This is a genomic window from Streptomyces sp. NPDC005483 (genome assembly GCF_040606035.1).
Lineage (GTDB): Bacteria > Actinomycetota > Actinomycetes > Streptomycetales > Streptomycetaceae > Streptomyces.
This window is the reverse complement of the sequence record NZ_JBEXEA010000007.1, coordinates 340,558-367,388: the sequence shown is the minus strand read 5'-3', so window position 1 is coordinate 367,388 and position 26,831 is coordinate 340,558. Positions and strand designations below refer to the sequence as shown.

The following is a 26,831-nucleotide window of genomic DNA, read 5'->3' as shown; positions in this document are numbered from 1 at the left end:
ACCGGCCCCGGCCCCGTCAGCTCCCTCGACCCCCGACTACTCGTCGTGGATCAGCCAGGACCGGTCCACCGACGCAGCGGCCGTGACCATGCGCCGGGAGGCGGCCGAACTCGTGGAGCGCGTGATGGCGCACCACCGCGCCAACACCACGCACGAGGCGGACGGCCAGTGGACGGAACCCGTCGCCAACTACCTCGACGCCGACCGCTGGCAGCGCGAGACGGACGCCGTCCACCGCAGCGTCCCGCTGCCGCTCGCCATGTCCAGCGAGCTTCCCGGCCCGAACACCTACAAGGCGATCGACGTGCTCGGCATCCCGGTGCTGATCACCCGCGACCGGCAGGGCGCCGTCCACGCGATGATCAACGCGTGCCGACACCGGGGCGCCAGGCTCCTCGAGGCCGGCTGCGGGGTGTCGAAGCGGCTCACCTGCCCGTACCACTCCTGGTCGTACGACCTGGCCGGGGAGTTGCGGGGCGTGTACGCGGAGAAGACCTTCGGCGACGTTCCACGCGAGGGCCGCAGCCTCGTCAGGCTCCCCGCCGGGGAGCGCGCGGGGATCGTCTTCGTGTCCCTCGACCCGGCGGCCGAACCCGACCTGGACGCCTGGCTCGGGGATCTGCAGCCGCTGCTGGAGGGCCTGCGCCTCGCGGACTGCCACCACTACTCCACCAGCGAGCTGACCAGCCCCAACTGGAAGGTCACCCTCGACGGGTACCTGGAGACGTACCACTTCGCCTCGCTGCACCCCAAAACGGTGTTCGAGACGAATCTGTCGAACATGATGGCCCACGACACCTGGGGCCCCCACCAGCGCATCGCACCGGCCCTGCGCCCCATCGCGCGGGCGGCCGCACTGCCGCCGGAGCAGCGCGACCCCGGGGACTGCGTCGGGCCCATCTACTGGCTCTTCCCGGGCCTCGCGATCGCCGGCGGCTGGCGCCAGAAGATCGCGGTCTCCCTGGTACTGCCCCGCACGGCGACCGAGTCGGTGACCCAGCAGATCATCCTGCTGCGCGAACCGGCGGTCACCGACGAGGAGCGCCAGGCCGCCGACCGGTTCGGCGAATGGTTCCACGAGGTGGTCCGCGACGAGGACTACGCGACCACCTACGGAGTCCAGCAGGGCCTCAAGGCCCTCGACGGGACCGACTTCGTCTTCGGACGCAACGAGCCCGGACTCCAGCACTTCCACCGCACCATTCACCAGCACCTGGACAAAGGCGCCTCAGCAGCCGCCAGAGCCACCAGGTGACCTACCAACAAGACTCGCGGGAGAACACCATGGTGGCTACGGGCAGCCTCGACGGACGTGTCGCGGTGATCACGGGCAGCACACGCAGCATCGGCCGCGCCATCGCCGAGGCCTTCCTCGCCGACGGCGCCACGGTCGTCGTCAGCGGCCGCAGCGAGGTCAAGGGCAAGCAGGCCCTGGAGGAGATGGACGCCGGGGACCGGGCCGTCTTCCACCCCTGCGACGCGGGCCGCCAGGAGGACATCGAGGCCCTCGCCGACTTCGCCGCCGAGCGCTTCGGCAGGCTCGACATCTGGGTCAACAACGCCGGCGGCAGCTCCGGCTTCGCCCCCATCCACCAGCTCAGCGACGAGGCCTGGCACGCGGCCCTCGACCTGAACATCAACAACTACTTCTACGGCACCCGCCGGGCGCTGCCGAAGATGCTCGAAGGCGGCTGGGGCCGCATCATCAACATCTCGTCGGTGGAGGGCAAGCAGGCCAACAAGCCCGCGATCAGCCACTACATCACCAACAAGCACGCCATCCACGGCCTGACCAAGGCGACCGCCTTCGAGTACGGCACCCAGGGCATCACCTGCAACGCCATCTGCCCCGGCGCCGTCGACACCGACCTGATGCGGGCCGCGGGTCCCGCCGCGGCGGAGGCCGAGGGCATCAGTTACGAGGAGTGGCTGGGCCGGTTCGCCGAGCATGCCGCCACCAAGGAGATCACCACCGTGGAGCAGATCGCGGCCGTGGCCTCGCTGCTCGCGAGCGACGCCGGGGCGGGTATCACCGGCACGCTGATCAGCGTCGACGGCGGAACAGCGCAGTGGTAGGCGCGGTACGGGCAGGGGCAGGCGCGGATACGGACAGCGGGAGATCTCGGTCATGAAGAGCTGGATCACGGACTGGCAGCGCAGTGAGCGGCTGCCGCACTACACCCGGGCCAACGCGGGCGAGACCCTGCCGGACCCCGCGAGCCCCCTGGGCTGGACCCTGGTCTGGGGGCGGGGCCTGCAGGGCTGGCGCAACGGCTTCGTCGGGTTCGGCATCTACCGCGAGGAGGAAGTGGCCGGTTCCCGGCCGCCGTTCGTCGGCATGTTCGGCGGACACTTCTATCTCAACCTGTCCCACATGCGGCTCTTCGGCATCCGCATGGGCCAGACCGCGGACCAGATCGACGCGGCGTTCGTCGGTCAGCGCTCCGACACACCGGTGTACGTGGCGCACCCGGACGACCAGGACGAGGAGCTGACCGCCAAGGCGGGCGCGACACTCCAGCGGATGCTCGGCCAGGCCGGCTTCCCGGAGGCCGACGCCGACCGCGGCCGGCTGCGCGCCCTGCGCCGCTCGCGCCCGGACCTCGGTGAGCTGTCCGCCGCCGAACTGGTGGCGCACGCACGGTCGTTGCTGGACGAGGTGGAGACGACCTTCCAACGGCACGTCGAGTCGTCACTGCCCGCGTCGGTCGGACCGGCGATCCTCGGCCCGCTGTGCGCGAGCGTGGACCGGCCGGGCGCCATGCTCGACCTGATCGGCGGTCTGGGCGACGTCGACTCCGCCTCCCCGTCGACCGGGCTGTGGACGCTGTCCCGGCAGGTGGCGGCCTCGGCCGAGCTGACCGCGCTGTTCGACCGGGGCCCGGCCGCGGTGGAGCAGGCGCTCGACGCCGCGACCGGGGACGTGAAGGCGTTCCGGGACTCCTTCGAGGAGTTCCTCGCGGAGTCCGGCGACCGCGGCCCCAACGAGTGGGACATCCACGCGCTGTCCTGGGAGGCGGCGCCCGTCCAGGCGCTGGCCCTGGTGGACCGGATCCGCCACAGCCCCGACGACGACTCCCCCGCCGCCCGCCGCGAGCGCCTGACCGAGGGGCGCGAGCGGACGGCCCGGGAGGTCCGGGCCCTGCTGCCCGAGGAGACGCAGCCCCTGTTCGACGCCGGCATGCACGCCTCCCAGGTGTGGATCCCGGCCCGCGAGCGCACCAAGGCGAACTGCGTCACCGTCGTCAACGAGATCCGCATGGCGGTACGGGAACTCGGCCGGCGCGGCGTCGAGGCGGGGCTGTTCGCCCGGCCCGAGGACGTGATGATGCTGCTGGACACCGAACTCGACGACTATGTCGCCGCCCCGGAGTCCTTCGGCCCCGTGATCGCGCAACGGCTCGAGGAGTATGCGGGCCTGTTCGAGCTGGAGCCGCCGTTCTTCGTCGCCGCCGACGCGCAGACCGAGATCGACGGCTGGCCGCGACGCGCCGAGGAGCGCACTCCGGCCGCCGTCGAGGGTGATGTGCTCGGCGGGGTGGGCGGCAGTCACGGCACGTACACCGGCAAGGTGCGGGTGGTCACCGACCCGGCCTCCTGCGAGGCGCTGGAGCCGGGCGAGGTGCTGGTCGCGCCGATCACCGACGCGGCCTGGACCCCGCTGTTCCTGGTCGCCGGGGCGGCCGTCGTGGACGTGGGCGCGCTCAACAGCCACGCCGTGGTGGTCTGCCGCGAGCTGGGCATCCCGGCGGTGATCTCCGTCGAGGGCGGGACACGACGGCTGCGGGACGGCATGGTCATCACCGTCGACGGTGAGCGTGGCACGGTCACCGTGGACAGCGTCCCGGTGCCGCTCGGCAGTTGAGTACGCCGCGGGCCCGCCACTGAATCCCCATCAGTGGCGGGCCCGCGGTCATGACCGTGAAAGGAACGGGTGACTGGCATGGCTGAGGCAATCATCGTCGCCGGCTGGATGGACTACGAGCCCGGTGACCGCGACACGATGCTGGGGCATCTCGTCGCACTGGGACACCGGACCCGCGAGGAGGAGCCGGGCTGTCTCGACTACGCCATGACGGCGGACCCCGGCGACGAGCGGCGCATCCGGGTCTACGAGCGGTGGGTCTCGCAACCGGCCCTCGACGAGCACTTCAGGACCGCGCACATGAAGGACTTCAGGTCGGCGTCGGCCGGGCTGACCCGGGTGGGCGTCTCGCTGGACGTCCACACGGTCGCGGAGTCCCGGCCCATGCGCTGAAGACGGCGCCCCCGGTGGGGGCGCCGTCTTCGTTTCAGTCACCCAGCCGCACCAGCATCTTGCCGACATTGCCGCCCCCGAGCAGCGACAGCAGTGCCCCCGCTGCGTTCTCCAGGCCGTCCACGACCGTCTCGCGTGCGGTGATCCGGCCCTCGGCGAGCCAGGTCGCGACCCGTTGCTCGAACTCCGGCCGCAGGTCGTCGTGGTCGCGGACGATGAAACCGCACAGGGTCAGCCGCTTGAGGACCGCCTGGATCAGATGGTTGATGTCCACGGTCCGCCGGTCGCCGCCGAACTGCGACATCATGCCGCACAGGGCGATCCGGCCACCGGTGCGCAGCGCGTGCAGCGCGGCGGCCAGCTGCTCGCCGCCGACGTTGTCGAAGTAGACGTCGATGCCGTCGGGCGCGAGCCGGGCCAGCGCGTCACGGACCGGCTCGGCGCGGTAGTCGGCGGCGGCGTCGTAGCCGAACTCCTTGACCAGCAGGGCGCACTTGTCCGGGCCTCCGGCGGTCCCGACGACGCGCTCCGCGCCCAGCAGACGCGCGAACTGGCCGGCGGCGGTGCCGACTGCCCCGGCCGCCGCCGAGACGAACACGGTGTCGCCGGGACGCAGCGCCGCGATGCGGGTCAGGCCCACGTAGGCGGTGAACCCGGTCTGGCCGAGCAGGCCCAGCCAGGTGGGCAGCGGGGCGAGCCGCGGGTCGATGCGGCCGGCGCCGTCGGTGTCCGCCGCGTCCAGCACGGCCCGCTCCCGCCAGCCGAGCTGATGGCGCACGTACGTCCCCGGCGGCACCGAGACGCAGCGGCTCTCCTCCACGACGCCGAGGGCGCGGCCGTCGAGCGGCGAGCCCGGCGTGAAGTTGTGCGTGTAGTGCTTCTCGGTGCTCTCCAGGCGCCCGCGCATGGCCGGGTCGACGCTCATGTAGAGGTTGCGGACGAGTAGTTGCCCGTCCGCCAGGGGCGGCAGCGGGCGTTCCTCGACGGCGAAGTCACCGGGGTGCGGTTCTCCGTCGGGCCGGCGCACCAGACAGACCACGCGGGTGGTGCGGGGCGTCACGGGATCACTGCTCCGGCTGCGGGGGCGTACGGCGCTGGGCGAGGCGGCCGACCCAGCCGGCCATCTGCAGGTCGGCGTGGCGCAGTCGGCCCGACTGCCACCGCGCCTGGAAGTCGAAGAGGCCCTGGGCCCCGGTCGCGGGGTCGGTCACCTCGACGAGTCCGTCCTCGGTGAGCCGGTACACATGCCCGGTCAGGGGGTGGATCACTTGCTTGGACATGGGGCCTCACTCCTGCACTCGGCGGCGTACGCCGCGCTTGGTCACGGTCACCGGGCCCTGGACCCGGAGCCGGCAGGCGAGCCGGGTCAGGCCGTCCACCGGTCTGCGCAGGGCCTCGATGCCCTCGCGTTCCAGCGGGCCCACGGGGAGACAGTTCTCGGCGCCCTCCTCGACCTGGACGAAGCAGGTGCGGCAGGTGCCCTTGCCGCCGCAGAGGGTGGGCCAGCGGTAGCCGAGGCGCTGAGCGGCGGTGAACACGTCCTCGTCGTCGAGGACGTCGAGCTCGACTCCCGAGGGCCTGACCGCCACCCGGTGGCTCACTTCTCCATCCACTGGTCGAGGGTCTGGTTGAAGTGGCGGATGCGGCTCTCCTGGTAGTTGGCCAGGGTGATGCCGGGCTTGCGCATCGCCTTCAGTCCCTGCTGGACGTAGGGCAGGTTCTCGCAGTCCTGGTCGAAGACGGGTCCGAGCACGCCCAGTTCGGGGATGTCGGCGAAGAGCATGTCCTCGGGCACCCAGCGGATCTTCGCGGGGGGCGGCACCTCGCCGGGCTGCTTCGGGGAGGACATGAAGATGATCTCGGCGGTGCAGGAGTCCGGGTCGAGGCCGTTGGGCCGGAACCGGTAGATGATGTTCGACTTGGCGCCGCCCCAGGGGTTGAAGTTGGGGAACAGCAGGTAGTTGATGGCGTCCAGCAGCTCGGTGTCGGGCGTCTTCGAGAAGTCCTGCTGCGAGGTGGTCGCCAGCTGGGCGCGCATCCGCTCGGCGAGGACCTGGCGGGCGGTGCCGCCGGGCGGGATCGCCGGCAGTTCGTCCCCCTCCTGCATCACCAGGTCGCGGCCCTGGGCCGCGGCGTAGAAGGCGCGCGAGTCGTAGAACGTCTCGAGAACGTCCTCCTCGGTGACGGAATCCGCCACGTGCGGGCTGGGCGCACCCTGGATGTTGATCATCCGGTTCCAGTTCGGCTGGTCCGCCATGACGTCGTACTGGGAGTTGGCATCCGCGAGCCACGGCAGCATCTGCGGGTGGGTCGCGATCACATGGAAGGACTCGATGAACGCGTCCTGGGCGACCTTCCAGTTGCAGGGCAGCACCTTGGCGATGTGCAGCGACTTGTAGCGGTTCTCCAGCGGCCAGATGTAGTACTCGTCGAAGGTGCCGCGATAGCTGTCGAAGGATTCGGCGTACGGGTCCATGTTGATGAAGACGAAGCCGCGCCAGGTGGCCACCCGGGCCTCGGGAAGGGCGAACTTCTCCGGGGTGACGTGCGGGAAGTCCCAGGCGCAGGGCGGGGTCTGCATGGTGCCGTCGAGGTTCCAGGCGAAGCCGTGGAAGGAGCAGCGGAACTCGCTGACGTTGCCGCCGCCGGTGCGCAGCTTGCGTCCGCGGTGCAGGCAGACGTTGACGTAGGCGCGGATCTCGTCCGGGGTGGTGCGCACGACGATGAGGGAGTCGTCACCGATCTCGTAGACCTCGTGGTCGCCGACCTCGGGAATCTCGCTCTCCAGGCAGGCGAACTGCCACACGCGCCGCCAGACCTGCCGCATCTCGCGTTCGGCCCACTCGCGGGAGGTGAAGCGGGCGGTGTCGATGTCCTCGCTGCCGAGGTGGTCGTTGTGCTCGTACCTCAGGGCGGGGGGCACGGGGCGGCTGTCCTGGTCGAGGTAGTCCTGGACGCTGGGCCCCGGGCATCGAGCAGTAGCCGGCTCCGATGTTTCGTCCATCATCTCTCCTCCGGCAGAAACTTTAGAAGGAGTGTAGTTACCACTTACGGCCGGGAGCAACAGTCGAGCCGGTGAACGAGCTGCACACCTGCCGAGGTCACGCCCTTCTCGCGCCGTGAGACCGCAACTTTTTGCGACGACCCTCTCCCCAAGGCTGCTGCCGCATGTCACACTCCGACCCACTTGAGGCTGTAGTGCCTCAAAAGTTTCTCCATCCCGGGACGATCTCTGCCGCGTCCCGGGACCGGTGCCGCGGCGTTCCCGCCCGGCACGACACACAGTCCGTCCGCCTGACCGGAGCCGACCGCAGCGCAACGCGCGGGCGCCCCGGGCCGCGACAGCACAGGCGACACACCACGGGAGTACTCAACGATGAGTTCCAGACCCCGTCGCGCGGCCCGCCGCGCGCTGACCGCGATCCTCCCCGTCACCGCCCTGCTCGCCCTGGCGGGATGCGGCAACGGGACGACGCCGGCCGCCGACTCCGCCAAGGCGGTGGCCTCGGACTCCCCCGGCCTGATCGCCGCCCGCAAGGCCCTCGCGAAGTACTCCGAGCAGCCGGACAAGATCCCGGTCACCCAGCCGGTGGGCAAGCCGATCCCCGCGGGCAAGAACATCGACTTCATCCTGTGCGGCGTGCAGTCCTGCCAGGACCTGGCCAACTTCTTCACCGCCGCCGCCAACGAACTCGGCTGGCACGTCCGCCAGATCGCCACCCAGGGCACGCCGGAATCCGTCCAGTCCGCCTACGAACAGGTGCTGCGCGACAAGCCCGACGCCGTCGTCTCCTCCGGATTCCCCCGCGCGGTCTACGCGAAGCAGCTCGCCCAGCTGAAGGCGGCGGACATCCCCGTCATCCAGTCGAACGCCGACGACGTCGTGGGCGACGGAGTCTCCCTGCTCAAGAACGGGCCCGACGACGTCGCCGTCCAGGGCGAGATGCTCGCCTCCTGGGTGGTGTCCGACAGCAACGCGCAGGCCGACACCGTCTACTTCGACCTGCCCGCCTACACCATCCTCAAGCCGGTCAAGGACACCTTCGCGGCCAAGTACAAGGAGTGGTGCGCGGGTTGTGGACTGGACACCGTGGACGTGCCCATCACCGCGATCGGCAAGGACATGCCGGACCGGGTGGTGTCGTATCTGCGCTCGCACCCCAAGGTGAACCACGTCGTGTTCTCACTGGGCCTGCTCAACGTGGGCGTCCCGGCCGCGTTGAAGACCGCCGGCATCACCGGCAAGCACCTCGCCGTGAACGTCGGGGACGGACAGAACTACCAGTACATCCAGAGCGGCCTCAGTGACGCCGCGATGGCCCTGAACTCGCACGAGGCCTCCTGGCTGCAGGTCGACGCGCTGGCCCGGCACTTCACCGGCCAGTCCATGGACGTGGACCAGAAGGCGGTGCTGCCCAACATGCTGATCACCAAGGACAACCTCCCCAAGACCCTCGGCGACTTCCCGATCGTCGAGAACTACCAGGCCCAGTTCAAGGCGCTGTGGGGCGTGAGTTGAGCGGGCCGGTGTTGCGGGTGGCCGCCCTGTCGAAGAGATTCGGCGGCACCCGGGCCCTGACGGACGTCGATCTCGAGGTGGCGCCCGGTGAGATCCACGCCCTGATCGGGCCCAACGGCTCGGGCAAGTCCACCCTCATCAAGATCCTCGCCGGGTACCACCACGCGGAGCCGGGTGCGGTGGCCGAACTCGACGGCGAGCCCTTCGACCTGAGCCAGGTCACGGCCTCCCGCCACGACCGGCTCCGTTTCGTCCACCAGGAGTTGGGTCTGGTGGACGAGTTGAGCGCCGTCGACAACCTCGCCCTCAGCCACGGCTTCGCCCGCACGGCCTTCGGCAACATCCGCTGGCCGGAGATGGAGCGGCGCACTCGCGCCCTGGTCGAACGGTTCGGCCTCGGCATCGACGTACGCCGGCCGCTGTCGACGGCGACCCCGGTCCAGCGCACGGTGGTGGCCATCGCCGCCGCGCTGCAGGGCTGGGAGGGCCGCCGCGGGGTCCTGGTGCTCGACGAGCCCACCGCGGTGCTGCCGCCCGGCGAGGTGGCCCGCCTGTTCGACATCGTGCGCGAGGTCCGTGACGCCGGTGCCGGCGTGCTGTACGTCTCGCACCGCATGGACGAGATCTTCGCGCTCGCCGACCGGGTCACCGTGATCCGCGGCGGGCGCCGGATCGCCACCCGAGCGGTCGCCGACCTCACCCCGCGTTCGCTGGCGGAGTTGATGGCGGGCGAGGAGATGGAGACCACCCACCGTCCCCCGCCCCCGCCGGTTGCCGGCCGACCCGTGCTGGAGGTGCGCGACCTGTGGGCCGGGCCGCTGCGCGGGGTGGGCTTCGACCTGGCCAGGGGCGAGCGCCTGGGCGTCACCGGTCTGGTCGGCTCCGGCCACGAGCTCGTGCCGTATGCGGTGTGCGGCGCCCATGGCGGACGGGTGAGCGGCAGGCTACGGCTGCCGGAACGCTCCGTGCGGTGGACCGAGGTGCGTGACGCCCGCGCCCTGGGTCTTCCCCTGGTCCCGGCGGACCGGGCGCGCGAGGGGGTGATCGGCGACTTCTCGGTCGGCGAGAACCTCACCCTGCCGCTCCTGCACCGGCTGCGCACCCGTTCCGGACGGCTGCGCCGACGCCGGGAGGCCACCCTGACGGAGGACTGGATCAGGCGGGTCGACGTCCGTACGGCCGGCCGCGCGGCCAGGATCACCACGCTGAGCGGCGGCAACCAGCAGAAGGTCGTCATGGCCCGCTGCCTGGCCCAGCGCCCGCCCGTGCTGACGCTGTGCGAACCCACGGCGGGCGTGGACATCGCCACCCGCCTTCAGCTGTACGACCTGATAGAGCGGCAGGCCGACGAGGGCATGGGCGTCATCGTGTCCTCCACCGACACCCAGGACCTGCTCGCGCTGTGCACCCGCGTCCTGGTGGTACGGGATGGCCGGATCGCACGGGAGATCAGCGGGCGGGACATCACCGAGTCCGCGCTCGTGCACGCCATGGAAGGAACAGAGTGACATGACATCCGTCCCGACCCGGGTGGCAGCCACCCTGTCGTTCCGCAACATCGGCGCCGTGTATGTGTGGCTGGCCATCGTCGTGCTCTTCTCCGTGTGGGCACCGGACACGTTCCCGACCGTCATCACGGTCAAGCAGGTGCTCAACGGCAACGCGGTCGCCGGCCTGGTGGCGCTCAGCGTCGTACCGCCGCTGGCCGCCCGCGTCTTCGACCTGTCGGTCGCCTACACCATGTCCCTGACCAGCGTGCTCACCGCCCACTTCCTGGTCTCCACCGGCCTCGGTCCCTTCGGCGCCATCACCCTGGCGATGGCCGCGGCCCTGCTGGTCGGGGTGGTCAACGCCCTCGTGGTGGTGGTCCTGCGGGTCGACTCGTTCATCGCCACGCTCGCCACCGGCGCGCTCATACAGTCCTTGATCACCATGGTCACCAACGACAGCTCGATCACCGGGGTGCAGCTGCTCGCCAAGCCGTTCGCGAACCTCGCCCAGCTGGACGCGGGCGGCATCACCCTGCCGGTGCTGTATCTGCTGCTGGCCGCCCTCGCCATCTGGTTCGTGCTGGAACACACCGCCAGTGGGCGGCGGTTGTACGCGACCGGGTTCAACGCCGACGCGGCCCGGTTGCAAGGGGTGCGCACCGACCGGCTGCGTGCTCTGACCCTGGTGGCCTCCGCCCTGCTCTCCGGTTTCGCCGGCGTCGTCTTCGCGTCGTCGGTCGGCTCCGGGTCACCGACCGCGGGCACCCCGTACCTGCTGTCGGCGTACGCGGCCGCGTTCGTCGGGGCGACCCAGCTGCGCGCGGGACGCTTCAACGCCTGGGGCACGGTCCTCGCGGTGCTGCTGCTCGGCACCGGCATCACCGGGCTCGGGCTCGCCACCAGCGCGCAGTGGGCCGCGAGCCTGTTCACCGGCTCGGTCCTCATCGTGGCACTGGTCCTCACGGGCGGGCGGATCGCCCTGCCCACGGTGCTGCGCCGCCGGACCGCGACGCCGCCCGGCCCTGAACACCCCACAAGGAGAGCCGATGATGAAAGCCGTTCAGTACCTGCGGGTGGGACACGCACCTGAGCTGGTGGAGGTGCCGGTACCCGAACCCGGCCCGGGCCAGGTGCTGTTGAAGGTGACGGCCGCGGGCCTGTGCCACTCCGATCTGGCGGTGATGGGCTGGCCCGAGGAGGTGTTCCCCTACGCCCTCCCGATGACCCTCGGCCACGAGGGGGTCGGGACGGTGGCGGCGGTGGGCGCCGGTGTGACCGCCGTGACGGAGGGCGAGGCGGTGGCGGTGTACGGCCCGTGGGGCTGCGGACGCTGCCACCAGTGCGCCGAGGGCAAGGAGAACTGCTGTCCGCACGCCGCGGGACTCGGCATCCTGCCGCCCGGACTCGGGTGGCCCGGAGCCCTCGCGGAGTACATGCTGGTGGACTCGCCGCGCCACCTGGTCCCGCTGCACGACGTCGACCCCGTGCAGGGTGCGCCCCTCACCGACGCCGGGCTGACCCCGTACCACGCGATCCGCAGGTCACTGCCGAAGCTGCGGCCCGGCAGCACGGCCGTGGTGATCGGCGTCGGCGGCCTGGGCCATCTCGCCGTGCAGTTGCTGCGCGCGCTCACCCCCGCCCGCGTCGTCGCCCTCGACATGAGCGAGGACAAGCTTCAGCTGGCAGGCAAGGTCGGCGCCCACGAGACACTGCTCTCGGACGGCGAGGCGGCCGCACGGATCCGGGAGCTCACCGGCGGTACGGGGGCGGAGGTGGTCCTGGACTTCGTCGGGGTCGAGGCGACCCTGGCGGTCGCGGCCGCGTCGGTCGCGGTGGAGGGCGATGTCACCGTCGTCGGCCTCGGCGGGGGCACGGTCGCCGTCGGCTTCGGCGGCGGGCTGCCGTTCGAGGTGTCGGCCGCGTTCCCCTACTGGGGCAGCCGGACCGAGCTCATGGAGGTCCTCGAACTCGCGCGGCAGGGGCTCGTGTCCGCCCATGTCGAGACGTTCACGCTGGAGCAGGCGCCCGAGGCGTACGAGCGTCTGCACGCAGGGGACATCAACGGCCGCGCGGTGGTGCTGCCGCACGGCTGAGCTCCGGCAGAACGAGGGCCGGCGCCTTCCCGGCGCCGGCCCTCTACGGCGTGTCCACCATCCGCCGCACACACCGCCGCAGCACGGTCAGGAACTCCGGTGTCCGCCACGGGCCCACGTCCACCCGCCCGGTGTCGTCCACCCCGAGGTCCTGTATGTCGTAGCGGCCCCGGCAATGGCCGAGGGTGAAGTAGCAGACCTCGCCGGAACCGTGCCGCTTGAGGTACAGCACCGGTCGGGGCGCACTGTCGAGGGCCGCCGTGCCGCCCTCGGCGAAGCCGCGGCACGGCCCCGTGTACTCGGCGTGCAGCAGCACCTCCAGCTCGCCGTGCAGTTCGCACACGTACAGCTCGTCGGTGACCGTGAACGGATCGATCCCGGCGACCAACGGATGGCCGGGTTGGGTCACCCGCACCTCGTACGGCTCGATCGGCGGGTGGGCCAGGAACTGGCTGCCGAGCACCTTCGCCAGGTCCCCCAGAAGCCGTGGGGTCGTGAACTCCCGCGGTCCGTCACCCTTCGACGGCTCGATCACCGCATTGGTGCCGTGCAGGGCCAGCCAGCGCCCGCCCCGCTCGACGAACCGGGTCAGCGCGGCCCGCTGCGCCGGGCGGGGCCGGACGTCGCAGGTGTAGGTGACCAGCAGATCCGCCTGCTCCAGAGCGGGGAGGCAGTCGTAGTCCTCGTAGACCCTGGTGCGGACCCGGGGATGGTCTCCCAGCATCTCCAGCAGCCCGAGTCGCGCGTGGTCGAAGTCGTGCCAGCGGCCGCCGCAGACCAGTACGGCGTCCAGGCGGCCGGCCGGGCCCGCCACGGCTCAGTACTGGACGCGGGTCAGCAGCCCGCCGTCCACCACGAGGTTGACCCCGACGCAGAAGGAGCCGGTCCGCCCGAGCAGGAACGCCACCGCCGCGGCCACGTCCTCGGCGGTGCCGTAGCGGCCGATCGGCAGCTTGCCGAGGACCTCCTCGTACACCTCGGGGCGGCTGGTGCGGATGGTCTCCCAGGCGCCGCCGGGGAAGTCGATCGGGCCGGGCGAGACGGTGTTGACGCGGATGCCCTTGGGGGCGAGGGAGTGGGCGAGGGCCGAGGCGTGCTGGACCACGGCCGCCTTGAGCGCGGAGTACGAGTTCGCTCCGGCCGGACGCGCGGTGTCGGAGGCGTTGGTGGTGCCGATGGCGACGACGGCGGCCCGGTCGGAGGCCTCCAGGTGGGGAAGGGCCGCCTCGACGAGGCCCGCGAAGGGGATCAGGTCGCCGCGCAGGCTGGCCTCCCAGGACTCCGGGCCCTTCACGTTGCCGGCCGACACGTTGGACACCAGCAGGTCGAGGCCGCCGAGTTCACCGGCCGCCCGCTCGACGAAGCCCGCGAGGGCGGCCGGGTCGGTGACGTCGACCGGTTCCGCGAACACGGTGGCGCCTTCGGCCCGCAGTTCGGCGGCCGCCTTGGCCAGCCCTTCCTCGCCCCGGGCGCACAGGGCCAGTGCGCAGCCCTCGGCGGCCAGGGTCTCGGCGATCGCCCGGCCGATGCCCCGGCTCGCACCGGTCACCAGTGCCTTCGCGCCTGTCAGTCCCAGATCCATCGATGTCACTCCTTTGTGAGAAAGCCCCGTGGAAACCAGTCAGTTGCCGGGAAGCTGTGAGAACGGCGCCCGGTCCGTCCGCGGCTCCGGCGGCAGTTTCAGGACGCGTTCGCCGATCAGGTTGCGCTGGATCTGGTCGGTGCCACCGGCCAGCCGGTAGCCGGGGGCGCCGAGCAGATGCTGGGTCCAGGCGAAAGTGCCCGGCTCCCCGGTGTCGGCGCTGATCCGCGCCCCCATCAGTTCGGCGGCCACCTGACCGGTGCGGGTGAGCAGCTCGGAGGCCATGAGTTTGGTCAGCGAGGCCTCCGGGCCCGGCCGGCCGCCGGCGGCGCTCGTCCGGGCGACGCGGTCGACGGTGGCGGCGCGCAGTGCGGCGCGGACGTACAGGTCGGCGAGGAGCTGGCGGACCAGGGGGTCACCGGTCCGGCCGAGGGAGCGGGCGAGCGCGAGGACGTCCGGGAAGGTGCCGCCCTTGCGGCGGTTGCCGCTGCCGGAGGCGGTCCGCTCGAAGGCGAGGGTGGTGGTGGCGACCTCCCAGCCCTGGCCCGGCCGTCCGATGCGCAGCCCGTCGGCGACGCGTACGCCGCTGAGGAAGACCTCGTTGAAGGAGGTGCCGCCGCTCATCTGGCGGATGGGGCGCACCTCCACTCCAGGGGCGTCCATGGGGACCAGGAAGGCGGTGATGCCGGCCTGTTTGACGACGTCCCGGTCGGTGCGGGCGAGCAGCAGACCGTAGTCGGCGAACTGGGCGCCCGAGGTCCACACCTTCTGCCCGTCGATCACCCACGTGTCGCCGTCCTGCCGGGCGCGGGTGCGCAGGGCCGCGAGGTCGGATCCGGCACCGGGTTCGCTGAAGAGCTGGCAGGCGAGACGGTCGGTGCGCAGGAACGCGCGGGCGTGGTCGCCGCGTTGCTCGTCCGTCCCGAACAGGGAGACGGCCATCGCGACCAGGCGCACGGTGACGCTGATCAGCTCCGTGGACGGCGGCACCTCGAACGCGGCCTCCTCCTCGGCGAAGACCGCCACGTGTGCGGCGGTCAGACCCGCGCCGCCCTTGTCGGCGGGGAGCGTCAGCGCCTGGTAGCCGGCGTCGAAGCGGGCCCGCTGGTAGGCACGGCAGCGCTCCAGCAGCAGGCGTTCCTCGTCCTGCGGGAGGTTGTGGAACACGGCGAGGTCGGCCTCTGCGGCGGACTCCGGCGACCGCGCCGGTTCCAGCACGGTGGCCAGCCACTGCCGGACCTGCCGGCGCCATGTGTCCGGATCGGGCTGGGACATGGCTCCTCCTTGAGTACTTACCAGACGACAGATTGAGTAAGGGCGAGAGAGCCGCATGCCTCTTTCACGGCTGAAACGTGCGGGAACTGCTTCGTCCGGGGTCAGAGTGTTCCGTACTTTCTTGATAAACGCTACAGTCTCCGCATTCCCTCTCTCCCGCCGGCATCGGGAGAGGACCGAGGAGCCGCCGGAGGAGCCATGTCGCTGCTGCCACTCGACCGCCGTGCCCAGGAGACACCCGACGAGCCCGCCCTGGCGGACGACTTGGGCGTGCTGTCCTGGTCCGGCCTAGCCGACCAGGTGGCGCGGGCGGCGGCCCGGCTGCTGGAGTTCGCGCCCGGGCCCGACGACCGGATCGCCGTCCTCGGAGACAACGCGATCCCGACGCTGGTGACCCATCTGGCGGGACTGCGAGCCGGAGTGGGGACCGTGGCCACCTCCCGGAACCTCACCTCGGGCGAGCTCGTCGACCAGATCATCGACGCGGGCGTGACCGGCATCGTCGCCGGACCGGCCGGAGCGGGCGCCGCCCTCGACGCGGCCAGGGAACTGGGACTGCCGATCGTGGTCCACGGCACCCCGGCGGCCGGGCACGCCTTCGACTGGGACCTGTGGCTGGCCGCCGCGCCCGGCGACCGCACCCTCCCGACCGACCGGCCCGCCCGGCCCCCACTCGTCTACACCTCGGGGACCACCGGACGGGCCCGTGGCACCGAGGTGCGCTGGGTCAGCGGCCCGGTCGCCGACAGCACCGCCTACCTCGCCGCGATGTCCGCCCGCCCCGGATTCCCGCCGGGACCCCACCTGGTGTGCGGGCCCCTGCAGCACAACGCGCCGCTGACCTCCCTGCGCCACCTGGCGGCCGGTCAGCCGGTGGTCGTCCTCGGCCGATACGACGCGGAGTCGTTCCTCAGCCGGGTCCAGAAGTGGCGGGTCTCCTCGACGGTGATGGTCCCCACCCACTTCCAACGGCTGCTCGCCCTGCCGGACGACGTCCGCTCCCGCTACGACGTCTCCAGCCTGCGGCAGGTCTCCCACACCGGCTCCGCGTGCCCGCCGGACGTCAAGCGAGCCATGATCGACTGGTTCGGCCCGGTGCTGACCGAGTCGTACGGCGCCAGCGAAGCGGGAACCGTGGCCCGCATCAGCAGCACCGAGTGGCTGGCCCACCCGGGCTCGGTCGGGCGCGTGCGGCCCCCGTTCGAGGTGCTGGTCACCGACGACGACGGCCGGTGCCTGCCGCCCGGCGAACGCGGGCTGCTGGCCTTCCGGGCGCCCGAGGACCAGGGCGTCCGCTACCACGCCGACCCGGACAAGACCAGGTCCGCCTACCTCTCCCCCGGCGTCTTCACCCTCGGCGACATCGGGTACGTCGACGCCGACGGCTACATCTTCATCACCGACCGGGCCGCGGACGTCGTGGTCTCCGGCGGCGTGAACCTGTACCCGGCCGAGAGCGAGGCGGTCCTGCGCCGGCACCCGTCGGTCGCCGAACTCGCGGTGATCGGCGTGCCCGACCCGGACTTCGGCGAGTCGCTGCGGGCACTGGTCGTGGTCACCGGGGACGAGCCGCCGGCCGAGGAACTGGACCGCTTCTGCCGAGAGCACCTGGCCGCCTACAAGTGCCCCAAGTCGTACGAGATCGTGCCCGAGCTGCTGCGCAACGCCATGGGCAAGCTCGACAAGCGCGCGATGCGCCGCCCCTACTGGAGCTCGGAACGGACCATCGCCGGCTGAGCCGCTCCCCTCTGTACCTGTCTTCACCTAAGGATCACCATGACCGAACTCCTCCTCGTCCGGCACGGCCTCCCCCTGGCGGGCGTGTTCGACCCGGGGCTGTCGCCGGAGGGCACCGCGCAGGCCGAACGCCTCGCCGCGTGGCTCGGACACGAGGACCTCGACGCCCTGTACGTCAGCCCGTTCCGACGGGCTCGCGAAACCGTGGCACCTCTGGAACGGCTCACCGGCATGACCGCGACCGTCCTCGACGACCTGCGCGAATGGGACACCGACGTGTCCCAGCCCTACACCCCTCCCGAGCAGATCGGCACAGGTGACCCCCGGGCCGCTGCACTCGCCGAGGGGCGCTTCGAGGACTTCGTACCCGACCTCGACTGGGACGCCTTCCGCGGCCGGGCCGTGCGCGCCATGGACACCATCCTCGACGCCCACCCCGGCGGGCGGGTCGCGGCCGTGTGCCACGGCGGCATCACCAACACCTACCTGGCGACGGTGCTCCGCCTGCCGACGATGTTCTGGTTCCACCCCGGCTACACCTCCGTCAGCAGGGTGCGGCGCATGCCCGGCGGGCGGGTCGTCCTGCACTCGGTGAACGAGACGGCCCACATGATCGCCGAACGCGCCGTCGACCCGGTCGCCTGATCCCGCTCCCACCCCAGGAGGTCCCGGCCATGCCCGGATCCGTCATCGTCGCCGGAGCAAGGACGCCCATCGGCAAGCTGATGGGCGCCCTGAGCACCCTGTCCGCGGTCGAGCTCGGCGCCCACGCCATCCGCGCGGCACTGTCCGCCGCCCACCTGGACCCGCAGGCCGTGCAGGCCGTCGTCATGGGCCATGTGGTGCAGGCGGGAGCCGGCCCCAACTCGGCCCGGCAGGCCGCGGTCGGCGCCGGCATTCCCTTCTCCGTCCCGGCGAGCACCGTCAACAAGCTGTGCCTGTCCGGTCTGCACGCCATCGCCCTGGCCGACCTCATGATCGCCTCCGGCCGTCACGAGGTGGTCGTCGCGGGCGGCATGGAGTCCATGTCCGGCGCCCCGCACCTGCTGCGCGGATCACGCGCCGGCTGGAAGTACGGCGCGGCCGCGATGGAGGACGCCCTGGACCGCGACGCCCTCGTGTGCGCCTTCGACGGCGTCTCCATGGGAGCGGCCACCGAGCGCTACCAGCAGCCGTTCGCCCTGACCCGCCAGGAACAGGACGACTACAGCGCGCTCTCCCACCGAAGGGCGGCCCACGCCCAGCAGTCGGGCGCGTTCTCCGAGGAGATCGCCCCCGTCACGGTGACCGGACGTCGCGGCGAGACGGTGGTGGACACCGACGAGGGCGTACGGCCGGACAGCACCGCCGAGACCCTCGGGCGCCTCCGGCCGGCCTTCTCCGGCGCGGGCACCATCACCGCCGGCAACTCCTCGCAGCTCTCCGACGGCGCGGCGGCCGTCGTCGTGATGAGCGCGGAGCGCGCCCGGCGCGAGGGCCTGACACCGCTCGCGGAGATCGGCGCCTACGGCACGGTCGCGGGCCCCGACCCCTCACTGCTCGTCCAGCCGGCCGGCGCGATCCGCGACGCACTCGACCGTGACGGCCGGCTGAAGGCCGCCGACCTGGACCTGTTCGAGATCAACGAGGCGTTCGCCGGAGTCGCCCTGGCTTCCGTACGCGAGTTGGACATCCCTGTGGACAGGGTGAACGTCAACGGCGGGGCCATCGCGCTCGGACACCCGGTCGGCATGACCGGAGCCCGGCTGGTGCTGGCCCTCGCGACGGAACTGCGGCGGCGCGGAGGCGGCAGCGGAGCGGCGGCCCTGTGCGGGGGCGGCGGCCAGGGTGACGCGCTGTTGCTGCATGTACCGACGCAGGCTTGAACCCCGGAGCTGAATCACCATGAACGACCAACTCCCCCCGACCACCCTCACGGTGGCCGCCCGCACCGTCGCCGCCGACGGCGTGGTCTCCCTCACCCTTCGCCGCCCTGACGGCGGGAGCCTGCCCGCCTGGACGCCGGGCGCCCATATCGACGTACTCCTGGACTCGGACGCCGGCGATCTGGTCCGTCAGTACTCCCTGTGCGGAGACCCGGCCGAACGCGGGGCCTGGCAGATCGCGGTGCTGCGCGAGCCACAGGGCCGCGGCGGGTCCGCGTACGTCCACGAGCGTCTGCACGAAGGCGTCACGGTGCGTGTCCGGGGCCCTCGGAACAACTTCCCCCTACGCCCCGCCGCCCGCCATCTGTTCATCGCCGGCGGTGTCGGGATCACGCCCATCCTTCCCATGGTCGAGGCGGCCGAGGCCGCGGGGGCCGACTGGAGTCTGCTGTACGGCGGCCGCACCCGGAGCTCCATGGCCTTCCTGGACCGCCTCGCCCCGCACGGGGACCGGGTCCTGATCCGTCCGCAGGACGAGTACGGCCTGCTTGACCTCGCCGCCCACCTCGGTGTGCCCAAGGAGGGCACGCTGGTGCACGCCTGCGGTCCCGAACCGCTGCTGCGGGCGGTGCAGGAGCAGTGCGCGAGCTGGCCGACCGGAACGCTGGGCGTCGAACGGTTCGCCCCGGTGCCGGCGGCCGACACCGGCGCGGCCGTGGCCTTCGAGGTGGAGCTCGCCCGATCCGGGCTCACCCTCACCGTGCCACCGGACCGTTCGGTGCTCGAGACCGTGGAGGAGGCCGGCGTCGAGGTCGACTTCTCCTGCCGGGAAGGCACGTGCGGTACCTGCGAGACCGACGTCCTGGACGGCACACCCGACCATCGCGACTCGCTGCTGACCGAGGACGAACGGGCCGCCGGCGACACCATGTTCATCTGTGTCTCCCGCTCGCGCGGACCGCGCCTCGTCCTCGATCTCTGACGCCGCCCCCTCCCGCTCACCTCCCGCTCACGTCCGGCTCACGTCCGGCTCATCAGAAAGGACGGACCCTGATGGATCCCGTCACCCGTCTCGGCGTCGTCGGCTGCGGCCTCATGGGCTCCGGCATCGCCGAAGTCGCCGCCCGCCGCGGCATACACGTACGTGTCGCCGAGTCCACGCCGGAGGCGGCCGAGGCAGGCCGTCTCCGCATCACCGCCTCCCTCGACCGAGGCGTACGACACGGCAAGCTCAGCGAGGAGCAACGCGACCAGGCCCTCGCCGCGCTGTCCTTCACCACTGACCTCGGCGACATGGCCGACCGTCAGTTCGTCATCGAGGCGGTCGCCGAGAACCGCGACATCAAGACCGGTGTCCTGGGCCTCCTGGACAAGGCGGTCGAAGACCCCGCGGCAGTCCTGGCCACCAACACCTCCTCGATTCCCGTCGTCGATCTCGCCGTCGTCACCGAGCGACCCGAACGGGTCATCGGCCTGCACTTCTTCAACCCCGTCCCCGTGCAGCGGTTGGTCGAGGTCATCCCCGCCCTCGTCACCGGCGCCGACACGCTGCGGCGCACCCGCGACTTCGCCGAGCAGTTGGGCAAGCAGGCGATCCAGGCACCCGACCGCTCCGGCTTCGTCGTCAACGCCCTCCTCGTGCCCTACCTGCTCAGCGCGGTACGGATGGTGGAGTCGGGCTCCGCGCGGCCGGACGACATCGACAAAGGCATGGAACTCGGCTGCGCGCACCCCATGGGGCCGCTGCGCCTGCTCGACCTCATCGGCCTCGACACCGCCCAGGCCGTGGCCGAGTCGATGTACGAGGAGTACAAGGAGCCGCTGTACGCCCCGCCCGCGCTGCTGCGCCGGATGGTTGCCGCGGGTCACCTCGGCCGAAAGAGCGGCCGCGGGTTCCACACCTACGAGGGCTGAAGCACACCCGGCCGTTCCGGGCAGTCCTACAGCTGAGGCCAGTTGCGCAGGGCGGCGTCCGCCAGCTCCTGGAGTTCGTCGCGGCCGACGCCGCTCGCGGCCTGTACGGCGAGGCCGTAGGCGAAGGTGGTGACGTAGCGGGCCAGGAGTCCCGGATCGGTCCGCGCAGGCAGATCCCCGTCGTCGACGGCCCGCTGGAACCGCTCCCGGACGCGGGAGTAGCCATCGGTGCGCCAGGCGACGAGCAGGTCGCGGACCTCCTGCCCGGAGTCGCTGGTACACAGGGCACCCTGGACGCCCAGGCACCCGTGGGGCTGGGCCGGGCGGGTGGTGGTACGGACGGTTCCGGCCAGGATCGCGGTGGCGACCCCGAGGGCGGTCGGCTCTTCCAGGGCGCGGGCCAGGTATGCGCTGGGGCCTTCGGAGTAGCGCTTCAGCGCCTTGCGGAAGAGCTCCTCCTTGTTGCCGAAGGCCGCGTACATGCTGGTGGTGGAGATGCCCATCGCCTTGGTCAGGCTCGCGGTGCTGGCCCCCTCGTAGCCGTGCTGCCAGAAGACCAGCATGGCGCGCTCGAGAGCTTCGTCGGTGTCGAATCCTCGGGGTCGGCCGATGGGGCCGCTCTGTTTCGTCTCCACTGCCGCAGTCTACTTCTTCTGCAATGACCGCTGCAGAAGTGTTACGGTCGACTTCCGCATCGATCATTGCGGAAGTCGAAGGGGCTTTGGCATGGGATTACTTGAAGGCAGGACCGCTCTCGTCACCGGGGGCGGCACCGGCATCGGACTGGCCAGTGCCGTCCGGCTGGCGGCCGAAGGTGCGCGCGTGTTCATCACCGGCCGGCGCAAGTCCGAACTCGACGCGGCCGTCGAAGCAATCGGTTCAGCTGCCACCGCGGTGCCCGGCGACATCTCGAACCTGGCCGACCTGGACCGGCGCTGCCCGTGCTGAGCGACGGCGCTTCGGTCATTCTCAACGGCTCCACCAACGTGGATGTCGGCGATGCGGGACTCGGCGTGTACGCGGCGACCAAGGCGGCCACCCGATCGTTCTCCCGGACCTGGGCCAACGAACTCAAGGGACACGGCATCCGCGTCAACACCGTCCGCCCGGACCGACCGACACCCCTGCCCTGAGAGGCCTCACCCCCGGCCCGGCACGGTTCCAGGAGCAACTGTCGACGCGCCTATTCGACGGCGGCCTGAACCAGATCTGAGAGCTCGCGCACCTCATCACCCGGAACTGACCCGAAGGGTTCCCCATGTCCGACAGCGATCTGCGCGCCTTCTACCTTCGTTATCTCGAGGCCCTCAACGCCCACGAGTTCGACGGTATGGACGAGTTCATCAACGACCTGACCACGCTGAACGGTGAGCCCGCCACCCGGGACGACCTCATGGCCGTCCAAAAGCATGACGTGGATGCCGTTCCCGACCTCCACTGGGAGCTCAAGGAACTCCTCTTCGACGGCGACCGTCTCGCCGCGCGCCTCGTCAACACCGGTACCCCCGTGAAGGAGTGGCTCGCCGTGCCTCCCACCGGCGCCTCGTTCGAGATCGCCGAATACGCCATCTACCAGGTCCGCAACGGTCGGTTCGTCCACATGACCGCCTTGCACGACGCCGGCGAACTACTGCGGCAACTGACCGGCTGACCCCCTGAAATCACCGGCAGCACCTCGGACGGCAGTCCGCACCTCACCGACGGCCCACTCGGGCCACCATGACTCGCGAGGACACACATGCCCATCACACTGATCACCGGGGCCAACAAGGGCATCGGCTACGAGACAGCCAGACAACTGCTGGCGCTGGGACACGTCGTCTACATCGGCGCACGGCACGCCGAGCGGGGCGAGAAGGCCGCAGCCGCACTCGGCGCACGGTTCGTACAACTCGACGTGACCGACGACGCGTCGGTGAGCAGCGCGCTGGCGACGATCGACTCGGCCGAGGGCCGGCTCGACGTCCTGGTGAACAACGCGGGCATCCTGGGGCACGGAGTCACCGACGGCCCCACTGCTCTGCGGGCCTTCGACACGAACGCGGTGGGAGTCGTGCGCGTCACCGAGGCGGCCCTTCCCCTGCTGCGCAGGTCCGCGAACCCCACCGTCGTCACCGTTTCCAGCAGCGCAGGGTCCTTCTGGGCGGTGACCAACCCGGACCGGCCGGAGTTCAACCTGCCGTTGACGCTTTACTCGGCGTCCAAGGCCGCGGCCACCATGCTCACGGTCCAGTACGCCAAATCCCATCCGGGCGTGAAGTTCAACGCGGTCGAGCCCGGCACCACCGCGACCGACCTGACCGCAGCATTCGGAGTGGGACGGTCGCCGGAGGAGAGCGCCAAGGTCGTGGTACGGCTGGCAACCCTCGACCCGGACGGTCCGACAGGAACCTTCCAGGACGAGAACGGGGTGGTGCCCTGGTAGCCATTGAGCCTACGGAGATGAGGAGGAGTGACGGCTACCTTCAACCACGGCAGTGATCAGGGCCAATCCCTGACGGACGAGTTGGCTGCGAGTGGGCGGCAGCCATCGCACGTACGACGGCATCCGGCTGGTCGAAGACAGCCTGGACATCGAGACCTGCGAGGGCGCGGCGACCATCGGCCTGGAACTGGTGGAACCGTACCGTCGTTCGACACCGTCCTGATTGCTCTCGGCGGTGGGGCGCTGGCCACCAGCGTGGGTCATGTGGAGAAGCCATTGGCACCCGAAGTCGAGGTGATCTGCGTCCAACCGCTGGGCGCTCCGGCGCTGACGCTCTCGTGGCGCCAGCGACGTGTCGTCACCACCGATTCGACCGACACCATCGCTGACGGCGTCGCCGGCCGGCGTCCCATCCCCGCTGTCCTGGACGACCTCCTCCTGGTCGCTGATAACGCCGTCCTCGTCCAGGAGGCGTCGATCATCGCCAGTGTGCGAATGCTCCTTGACCACGCCGGCCTCGTCGTCGAACCTTCGGCCGCGCTCGGCATCGCGGCGATCCTCGAAGACCGTGACCGCTTCGCCGACCGACACGTCGTCACCATCGTGTGCGGCAGCAACGTCGACGTGGACGCCTACCACCGCTGGGTCGGCGCGGCTCCCATTCACACATCTTGACAGTCAATGGTAGCCCCGCTGCCTGGCAGGACCACCTGGCAGTTCAGCCGTCACCCGCTGTCTGCCGAGGTCCTAGCCATGTGAGGCCTCGGCCACGTCGGCCACCTCGTGGCCTTCGCGACGCGTCCGCTCAGCTCCCCAGGCGCCGAGCGGCTTGAGCGCTTGATTGAGCGTGCGCCCGTGCTCGGTGAGGGAGTACTCCACACGCGGCGGAACCTCGGCGTACACCTCCCGGTGCACGAGACCGTCCTCCTCCATCTCCCGCAGGTGCTGCGTCAGCATCTTCTCGCTCACTCCCGGCAGGCCGCGACGAAGCTCAGCGAATCGGCGTATGCGATGGGCGTCGAGTTCCCAGAGGATCAGTCCCTTCCACTTGCCGCTCACCACGTCGAGCGCGGCGTCGATGCCACAGATATAAGGTCCGCGTCTCGGCGCCTTGGCCATCACTGATCCCCTTACTGAAAGGTAAGTACCGCAGAAAATAGTGGGTACTTCCGACAGTAGTGGCGCTCTCGGAGCATGGAGCGGTGAACGAACAACAAAACGCCACCAGCAGCCGAAGCAGCGCCGTCACCGTGATCGGACTCGGTCCGATGGGACAGGCGATGACCCGTACCCTCCTCGCCGCCGGCCATCCGGTCACCGTCTGGAACCGCACCGCCAGTCGGGCCGCGGACGTCATCGCCGACGGAGCCACCCTCGCGGCAACACCCGGCGAGGCGGTCGAGGCGAGTGACCTCGTGATCCTCAGCCTCACCGACTACCAGGCGATGTACGACATCCTCGACAGCGCCACGGCGTCGCTCGCCGGGCGCACACTGGTCAACCTGAGTTCTGACACTCCCGACCGCACACGCGAGGCAGCAACCTGGGCGGTGGGCCATGGCGCCCACTTCCTCACCGGAGGTGTGATGGTTCCCGCGCCGATGGTCGGCACAGAGGCGGCCCATGTCTACTACAGCGGCCGTGACCAGGTGCTGGAGAACCATCGGGCGGCATTGACGCCGCTGGGAACACCCAGGTATCTGGGCAGTGACCCGGGCCTCGCCCAGATGATGTACCAGGCCCAACTCACGGTGTTCCTGACCACCTTGTCGGCCTTGATGCACGCCACGGCGATGCTGGGGACCGCGGGACTGAATGCGTCGGAAGCGCTGCCGGAGTTGCTTTCCGCCGCGGACTCGATCGGCGGCATCCTGAGGGCTGGTGAGGACAGGCCCGGCACCGCGCTTGACGCGGGAAAGCACCCCGGTGACCTCAGCACCGTCACCATGATGGGTGCGACCTCCGACCACATCGTCGAGACCAGTACGTCACTCGGTCTCGACCTCGCGCTCCCCTTGGCCGTGCAGGCCCACTACCGGCGCGCGATCGAGAACGGACACGGCAGCGACAACTGGACCCGCATCATCGACAGCATCCGACGACCGCGCTGACCGACCGCGCGAGCGATGAACACACACCCGGCCGCCACCACTCCGCGGCACTCCCCTCCGCGGTGACCCGCACCTCCGGCCCGACATGCTCAGGCCTGCGGTGCCCCTCCGCCGAGCGAGGTACGTTGCCAGCGGGGAGCGCGGTCCTTGTCGACCAGGGCGGCACGGACGCCCTCCAGGAAGTCCGGCGTGCGGATGGTCGTACGGGCGAGGGCGAGTTCGGCGTCGAGGCACTCGCGCAACGTGCGCTGTCTGCCCCGGGCCAGCAGTGCGTGGGTGATCTCCAGGCTCTGCGGTGAGGCGGACTCCTGGGCGGCCGACGCGGCTGCCGCCCAGGGGGTGTCGAAGTGGCGCAGGCGTTTCTCGATCTCGCCGAGGGTCGGCGCCCCGAACGCCCGGTCCACGTCACCGCGTACCTCCGCCAGCCCGCTCTCCGCCACCGGGGAGCGGCCGGCGAGCCGGTTCAGGACGACGTCCACCGGGTCGTCGGGATGGTCGGCCAGGGCGTCCGCGACCGCACCGAGCCCGTCCGCGGGGACGAAGTGCGTGGCCAGCCCCGTGTACAAAGCGTCGGCCGCATCGAGGCGGTGCCCGGTCAGTCCCACGTACATGCCGATCGCGCCGGGCAGCCTCGGCAGGAAGTAGCTGGCCCCGATGTCCGGGAAGAACCCGATCCCGGTCTCGGGCATCGCCAGCACCGCGCGCTCCGTGACGACGCGGAAGCCGCCGTGGACGGACAGGCCGAGACCGCCGCCCATGCACAGACCGTCGATGAGCGACACGACTGGCACGGGATACTCGGCGATCCGGGCGTTGAGCCGGTACTCGGTGGCGAAGAACCGCTCACTGGCCTCGGCATCCCCCGCGAGGCTGTACTCGCGGATCGTACGGATGTCCCCACCGGCGCAGAACGCCTTCGTGCTGGTACTGGCGAGCACGACGGCGGACAGCGGTGTGCCCTCCCATGAGGCGAGCACACGGTCGATGGCGGCGACCATGTCTGTGGTCAGGGCGTTGAGGGCCTTGGGCCGGTTCAACTGGATCCGGCCGACGCCCCGGTGGACTTCGGCGAGAATCTCGACCGTGGTGCTGTCAGGCATGGCTCGTCATTTCGTCGTTCCCGCGGACCTGGCTGTCGTGGCCATCACATTCCTCGAAGATCCTCGCACAGGGCGCTGAGCGCCTTGACGAGCCCGTCGGCGGCCGCGGAGAGAGCGGTCATAGCCAGCGCCGTCTTCATGAGCACACCAACACAGCCCCGCGGCACAAGAGTGACGAGACTCCGGGGCGGCCGATCGCGCGCCGGGGCACATGCACGCGGCGCGATACTCGGCGGGCATATGCCAGCAGTACCACCCCCTTCATGGACGGCACGCCTCTGCAGCATTCGACGTACCGCCCATCGCCCTGCCGACCGGTCCCCGTCCGTCAGAGCAGCCATTGGCAGTGGGGACTGACGTACGACGTACAGACGACCGAATCGAAAGGAAGGGGACCACAGGAAACGCCTGTGCACCTCCCGCCACAGCCGCACCACAGGCACCCACCCAGGCCGGCTCACG

The 26,831-nt window shown here is 70.8% G+C and carries 26 protein-coding genes and 2 pseudogenes; 18 read left to right on the top strand and 10 right to left on the bottom strand.

What is annotated here, in order from left to right; translation table 11 throughout:
* The first annotated feature begins 88 nt into the window (after positions 1-88).
* The 4 genes from ABZT06_RS16720 to ABZT06_RS16705 all read left to right on the top strand — a co-directional run bounded on the left by ABZT06_RS16720 (position 89) and on the right by ABZT06_RS16705 (position 4,258).
* Positions 89-1,255, top strand: coding sequence for an aromatic ring-hydroxylating dioxygenase subunit alpha (locus ABZT06_RS16720; protein ID WP_355740871.1), 1,167 nt, complete (start codon positions 89-91; stop codon positions 1,253-1,255).
* Positions 1,252-2,076 (top strand): SDR family NAD(P)-dependent oxidoreductase, encoded by an 825-nt coding sequence (locus ABZT06_RS16715; RefSeq protein WP_355740802.1) that lies wholly within the window; start codon positions 1,252-1,254, stop codon positions 2,074-2,076. The genes ABZT06_RS16720 and ABZT06_RS16715 overlap by 4 nt, the downstream gene beginning before the upstream one ends.
* Before the next feature lie 52 nt (positions 2,077-2,128).
* Positions 2,129-3,865, top strand: coding sequence for a PEP-utilizing enzyme (locus ABZT06_RS16710; RefSeq protein ID WP_355740800.1), 1,737 nt, complete (start codon positions 2,129-2,131; stop codon positions 3,863-3,865).
* 78 nt (positions 3,866-3,943) lie between these two features.
* Positions 3,944-4,258, top strand: a complete 315-nt coding sequence (locus ABZT06_RS16705) for a putative quinol monooxygenase (protein ID WP_355740798.1) — start codon at positions 3,944-3,946, stop codon at positions 4,256-4,258.
* Between the two features lie 34 nt (positions 4,259-4,292).
* Here ABZT06_RS16705 and ABZT06_RS16700 read toward each other — a convergent pair whose 3' ends face one another.
* The 4 genes from ABZT06_RS16700 to ABZT06_RS16685 are packed head-to-tail and all read right to left on the bottom strand — an operon-like array spanning position 4,293 to position 7,262.
* Complete coding sequence (locus tag ABZT06_RS16700) at positions 4,293-5,318, bottom strand: NADP-dependent oxidoreductase (protein ID WP_355740796.1); 1,026 nt, start codon at positions 5,316-5,318, stop codon at positions 4,293-4,295.
* Between the two features lie 4 nt (positions 5,319-5,322).
* Positions 5,323-5,538 carry a transposase gene (locus tag ABZT06_RS16695; protein WP_355740794.1) on the bottom strand — a complete coding sequence of 72 codons (216 nt, stop codon included), beginning with the start codon at positions 5,536-5,538 and terminating at the stop codon, positions 5,323-5,325.
* Between the two features lie 6 nt (positions 5,539-5,544).
* Positions 5,545-5,871: a 2Fe-2S iron-sulfur cluster binding domain-containing protein gene (locus tag ABZT06_RS16690; RefSeq protein ID WP_355740792.1), complete on the bottom strand. Its 327-nt coding sequence runs from the start codon at positions 5,869-5,871 to the stop codon at positions 5,545-5,547.
* A complete protein-coding gene (locus ABZT06_RS16685) occupies positions 5,856-7,262 on the bottom strand; it encodes an aromatic ring-hydroxylating dioxygenase subunit alpha (RefSeq protein WP_355740790.1) in 1,407 nt (468 codons plus the stop codon). The genes ABZT06_RS16690 and ABZT06_RS16685 overlap by 16 nt, the downstream gene beginning before the upstream one ends.
* Before the next feature lie 372 nt (positions 7,263-7,634).
* Between ABZT06_RS16685 and ABZT06_RS16680 the strand changes: the two genes are divergently transcribed.
* The 4 genes from ABZT06_RS16680 to ABZT06_RS16665 are packed head-to-tail and all read left to right on the top strand — an operon-like array spanning position 7,635 to position 12,360.
* Entirely contained in the window at positions 7,635-8,777 is a 1,143-nt protein-coding gene (locus tag ABZT06_RS16680; protein WP_355740788.1) for a substrate-binding domain-containing protein, read from the top strand.
* Positions 8,774-10,285 (top strand): sugar ABC transporter ATP-binding protein, encoded by a 1,512-nt coding sequence (locus ABZT06_RS16675; RefSeq protein ID WP_355740786.1) that lies wholly within the window; start codon positions 8,774-8,776, stop codon positions 10,283-10,285. Before ABZT06_RS16680 ends, ABZT06_RS16675 begins: the two co-directional genes overlap by 4 nt.
* Position 10,286: 1 nt before the next feature.
* Positions 10,287-11,357 (top strand): ABC transporter permease, encoded by a 1,071-nt coding sequence (locus tag ABZT06_RS16670; RefSeq protein ID WP_355740784.1) that lies wholly within the window; start codon positions 10,287-10,289, stop codon positions 11,355-11,357.
* Positions 11,317-12,360 (top strand): NAD(P)-dependent alcohol dehydrogenase, encoded by a 1,044-nt coding sequence (locus tag ABZT06_RS16665; protein WP_355740869.1) that lies wholly within the window; start codon positions 11,317-11,319, stop codon positions 12,358-12,360. The genes ABZT06_RS16670 and ABZT06_RS16665 overlap by 41 nt, the downstream gene beginning before the upstream one ends.
* Positions 12,361-12,403: 43 nt before the next feature.
* On the opposite strand, the gene ABZT06_RS16660 is transcribed toward ABZT06_RS16665, so the two are convergent.
* From ABZT06_RS16660 to ABZT06_RS16650, 3 genes are read right to left on the bottom strand one after another with little or no spacing between them, the layout of a single operon-like run.
* A complete protein-coding gene (locus tag ABZT06_RS16660) occupies positions 12,404-13,174 on the bottom strand; it encodes a ThuA domain-containing protein (RefSeq protein WP_355740782.1) in 771 nt (256 codons plus the stop codon).
* A gap of 3 nt (positions 13,175-13,177) precedes the next feature.
* The gene (locus ABZT06_RS16655; RefSeq protein ID WP_355740780.1) at positions 13,178-13,942 is read right to left on the bottom strand and encodes an SDR family oxidoreductase; all 765 of its coding nucleotides are present in this window, start codon (positions 13,940-13,942) and stop codon (positions 13,178-13,180) included.
* A 39-nt stretch (positions 13,943-13,981) separates the two neighbouring features.
* Positions 13,982-15,217, bottom strand: a complete 1,236-nt coding sequence (locus tag ABZT06_RS16650; protein WP_355740778.1) for an acyl-CoA dehydrogenase family protein — start codon at positions 15,215-15,217, stop codon at positions 13,982-13,984.
* A 198-nt stretch (positions 15,218-15,415) separates the two neighbouring features.
* Between ABZT06_RS16650 and ABZT06_RS16645 the strand changes: the two genes are divergently transcribed.
* The 5 genes from ABZT06_RS16645 (at position 15,416) to ABZT06_RS16625 (ending at position 20,733) form a co-directional block, all read left to right on the top strand.
* A complete protein-coding gene (locus ABZT06_RS16645) occupies positions 15,416-16,954 on the top strand; it encodes an AMP-binding protein (protein ID WP_355740776.1) in 1,539 nt (512 codons plus the stop codon).
* 39 nt (positions 16,955-16,993) lie between these two features.
* Positions 16,994-17,599 (top strand): histidine phosphatase family protein, encoded by a 606-nt coding sequence (locus ABZT06_RS16640; RefSeq protein WP_355740774.1) that lies wholly within the window; start codon positions 16,994-16,996, stop codon positions 17,597-17,599.
* 29 nt (positions 17,600-17,628) lie between these two features.
* Positions 17,629-18,819, top strand: coding sequence for an acetyl-CoA C-acyltransferase (locus ABZT06_RS16635; protein WP_355740772.1), 1,191 nt, complete (start codon positions 17,629-17,631; stop codon positions 18,817-18,819).
* Positions 18,820-18,838: 19 nt separating this feature from the next.
* Positions 18,839-19,801, top strand: coding sequence for a PDR/VanB family oxidoreductase (locus ABZT06_RS16630; RefSeq protein WP_355740770.1), 963 nt, complete (start codon positions 18,839-18,841; stop codon positions 19,799-19,801).
* A gap of 71 nt (positions 19,802-19,872) precedes the next feature.
* On the top strand, positions 19,873-20,733 hold the full coding sequence (locus tag ABZT06_RS16625) for a 3-hydroxybutyryl-CoA dehydrogenase (RefSeq protein WP_355740768.1): 861 nt from the start codon (positions 19,873-19,875) through the stop codon (positions 20,731-20,733).
* 26 nt (positions 20,734-20,759) lie between these two features.
* On the opposite strand, the gene ABZT06_RS16620 is transcribed toward ABZT06_RS16625, so the two are convergent.
* Positions 20,760-21,368: a TetR/AcrR family transcriptional regulator gene (locus ABZT06_RS16620; protein WP_355740766.1), complete on the bottom strand. Its 609-nt coding sequence runs from the start codon at positions 21,366-21,368 to the stop codon at positions 20,760-20,762.
* A 91-nt stretch (positions 21,369-21,459) separates the two neighbouring features.
* Here ABZT06_RS16620 and ABZT06_RS16615 point away from each other — a divergent pair.
* The 4 genes and pseudogenes from ABZT06_RS16615 to ABZT06_RS16600 form a co-directional block, all read left to right on the top strand.
* Positions 21,460-21,865, top strand: a pseudogene (locus ABZT06_RS16615) (SDR family NAD(P)-dependent oxidoreductase); the annotation flags it as partial.
* 126 nt (positions 21,866-21,991) lie between these two features.
* Positions 21,992-22,384 (top strand): ester cyclase, encoded by a 393-nt coding sequence (locus ABZT06_RS16610; protein ID WP_355740764.1) that lies wholly within the window; start codon positions 21,992-21,994, stop codon positions 22,382-22,384.
* Between the two features lie 87 nt (positions 22,385-22,471).
* Entirely contained in the window at positions 22,472-23,158 is a 687-nt protein-coding gene (locus ABZT06_RS16605) for an SDR family NAD(P)-dependent oxidoreductase (RefSeq protein WP_355740762.1), read from the top strand.
* A 112-nt stretch (positions 23,159-23,270) separates the two neighbouring features.
* A pseudogene (locus ABZT06_RS16600) lies at positions 23,271-23,833 on the top strand (pyridoxal-phosphate dependent enzyme); the annotation flags it as partial.
* A gap of 72 nt (positions 23,834-23,905) precedes the next feature.
* Here the strand turns inward: ABZT06_RS16600 and ABZT06_RS16595 are convergent.
* The gene (locus tag ABZT06_RS16595; protein ID WP_355740760.1) at positions 23,906-24,277 is read right to left on the bottom strand and encodes a helix-turn-helix domain-containing protein; all 372 of its coding nucleotides are present in this window, start codon (positions 24,275-24,277) and stop codon (positions 23,906-23,908) included.
* An 83-nt stretch (positions 24,278-24,360) separates the two neighbouring features.
* Here ABZT06_RS16595 and ABZT06_RS16590 point away from each other — a divergent pair, with 83 nt between their 5' ends.
* Positions 24,361-25,269 (top strand): NAD(P)-binding domain-containing protein, encoded by a 909-nt coding sequence (locus ABZT06_RS16590; protein WP_355740758.1) that lies wholly within the window; start codon positions 24,361-24,363, stop codon positions 25,267-25,269.
* Positions 25,270-25,358: 89 nt separating this feature from the next.
* Here the strand turns inward: ABZT06_RS16590 and ABZT06_RS16585 are convergent, their stop codons facing one another.
* On the bottom strand, positions 25,359-26,369 hold the full coding sequence (locus ABZT06_RS16585; protein WP_355740756.1) for an enoyl-CoA hydratase/isomerase family protein: 1,011 nt from the start codon (positions 26,367-26,369) through the stop codon (positions 25,359-25,361).
* Positions 26,370-26,831 lie beyond the last annotated feature (462 nt).

Excerpts from the sequence above, each read along its gene's own strand:
- ABZT06_RS16665 (WP_355740869.1), top strand. The coding sequence starts at position 11,317 with ATGAAAGCCGTTCAGTACCTGCGGGTGGGACACGCACCTGAGCTGGTG.
- ABZT06_RS16705 (WP_355740798.1), top strand. The coding sequence starts at position 3,944 with ATGGCTGAGGCAATCATCGTCGCCGGCTGGATGGACTACGAGCCCGGT.
- ABZT06_RS16645 (WP_355740776.1), top strand. The coding sequence starts at position 15,416 with ATGTCGCTGCTGCCACTCGACCGCCGTGCCCAGGAGACACCCGACGAG.
- ABZT06_RS16635 (WP_355740772.1), top strand. The coding sequence starts at position 17,629 with ATGCCCGGATCCGTCATCGTCGCCGGAGCAAGGACGCCCATCGGCAAG.
- ABZT06_RS16710 (WP_355740800.1), top strand. The coding sequence starts at position 2,129 with ATGAAGAGCTGGATCACGGACTGGCAGCGCAGTGAGCGGCTGCCGCAC.
- ABZT06_RS16685 (WP_355740790.1), bottom strand. The coding sequence starts at position 7,262 with ATGGACGAAACATCGGAGCCGGCTACTGCTCGATGCCCGGGGCCCAGC.
- ABZT06_RS16640 (WP_355740774.1), top strand. The coding sequence starts at position 16,994 with ATGACCGAACTCCTCCTCGTCCGGCACGGCCTCCCCCTGGCGGGCGTG.
- ABZT06_RS16720 (WP_355740871.1), top strand. The coding sequence starts at position 89 with ATGCGCCGGGAGGCGGCCGAACTCGTGGAGCGCGTGATGGCGCACCAC.
- ABZT06_RS16655 (WP_355740780.1), bottom strand. The coding sequence starts at position 13,942 with ATGGATCTGGGACTGACAGGCGCGAAGGCACTGGTGACCGGTGCGAGC.
- ABZT06_RS16695 (WP_355740794.1), bottom strand. The coding sequence starts at position 5,538 with ATGTCCAAGCAAGTGATCCACCCCCTGACCGGGCATGTGTACCGGCTC.
- ABZT06_RS16680 (WP_355740788.1), top strand. The coding sequence starts at position 7,635 with ATGAGTTCCAGACCCCGTCGCGCGGCCCGCCGCGCGCTGACCGCGATC.
- ABZT06_RS16605 (WP_355740762.1), top strand. The coding sequence starts at position 22,472 with ATGCCCATCACACTGATCACCGGGGCCAACAAGGGCATCGGCTACGAG.
- ABZT06_RS16610 (WP_355740764.1), top strand. The coding sequence starts at position 21,992 with ATGTCCGACAGCGATCTGCGCGCCTTCTACCTTCGTTATCTCGAGGCC.
- ABZT06_RS16595 (WP_355740760.1), bottom strand. The coding sequence starts at position 24,277 with ATGGCCAAGGCGCCGAGACGCGGACCTTATATCTGTGGCATCGACGCC.
- ABZT06_RS16650 (WP_355740778.1), bottom strand. The coding sequence starts at position 15,217 with ATGTCCCAGCCCGATCCGGACACATGGCGCCGGCAGGTCCGGCAGTGG.
- ABZT06_RS16630 (WP_355740770.1), top strand. The coding sequence starts at position 18,839 with ATGAACGACCAACTCCCCCCGACCACCCTCACGGTGGCCGCCCGCACC.
- ABZT06_RS16625 (WP_355740768.1), top strand. The coding sequence starts at position 19,873 with ATGGATCCCGTCACCCGTCTCGGCGTCGTCGGCTGCGGCCTCATGGGC.
- ABZT06_RS16670 (WP_355740784.1), top strand. The coding sequence starts at position 10,287 with ATGACATCCGTCCCGACCCGGGTGGCAGCCACCCTGTCGTTCCGCAAC.
- ABZT06_RS16585 (WP_355740756.1), bottom strand. The coding sequence starts at position 26,369 with ATGCCTGACAGCACCACGGTCGAGATTCTCGCCGAAGTCCACCGGGGC.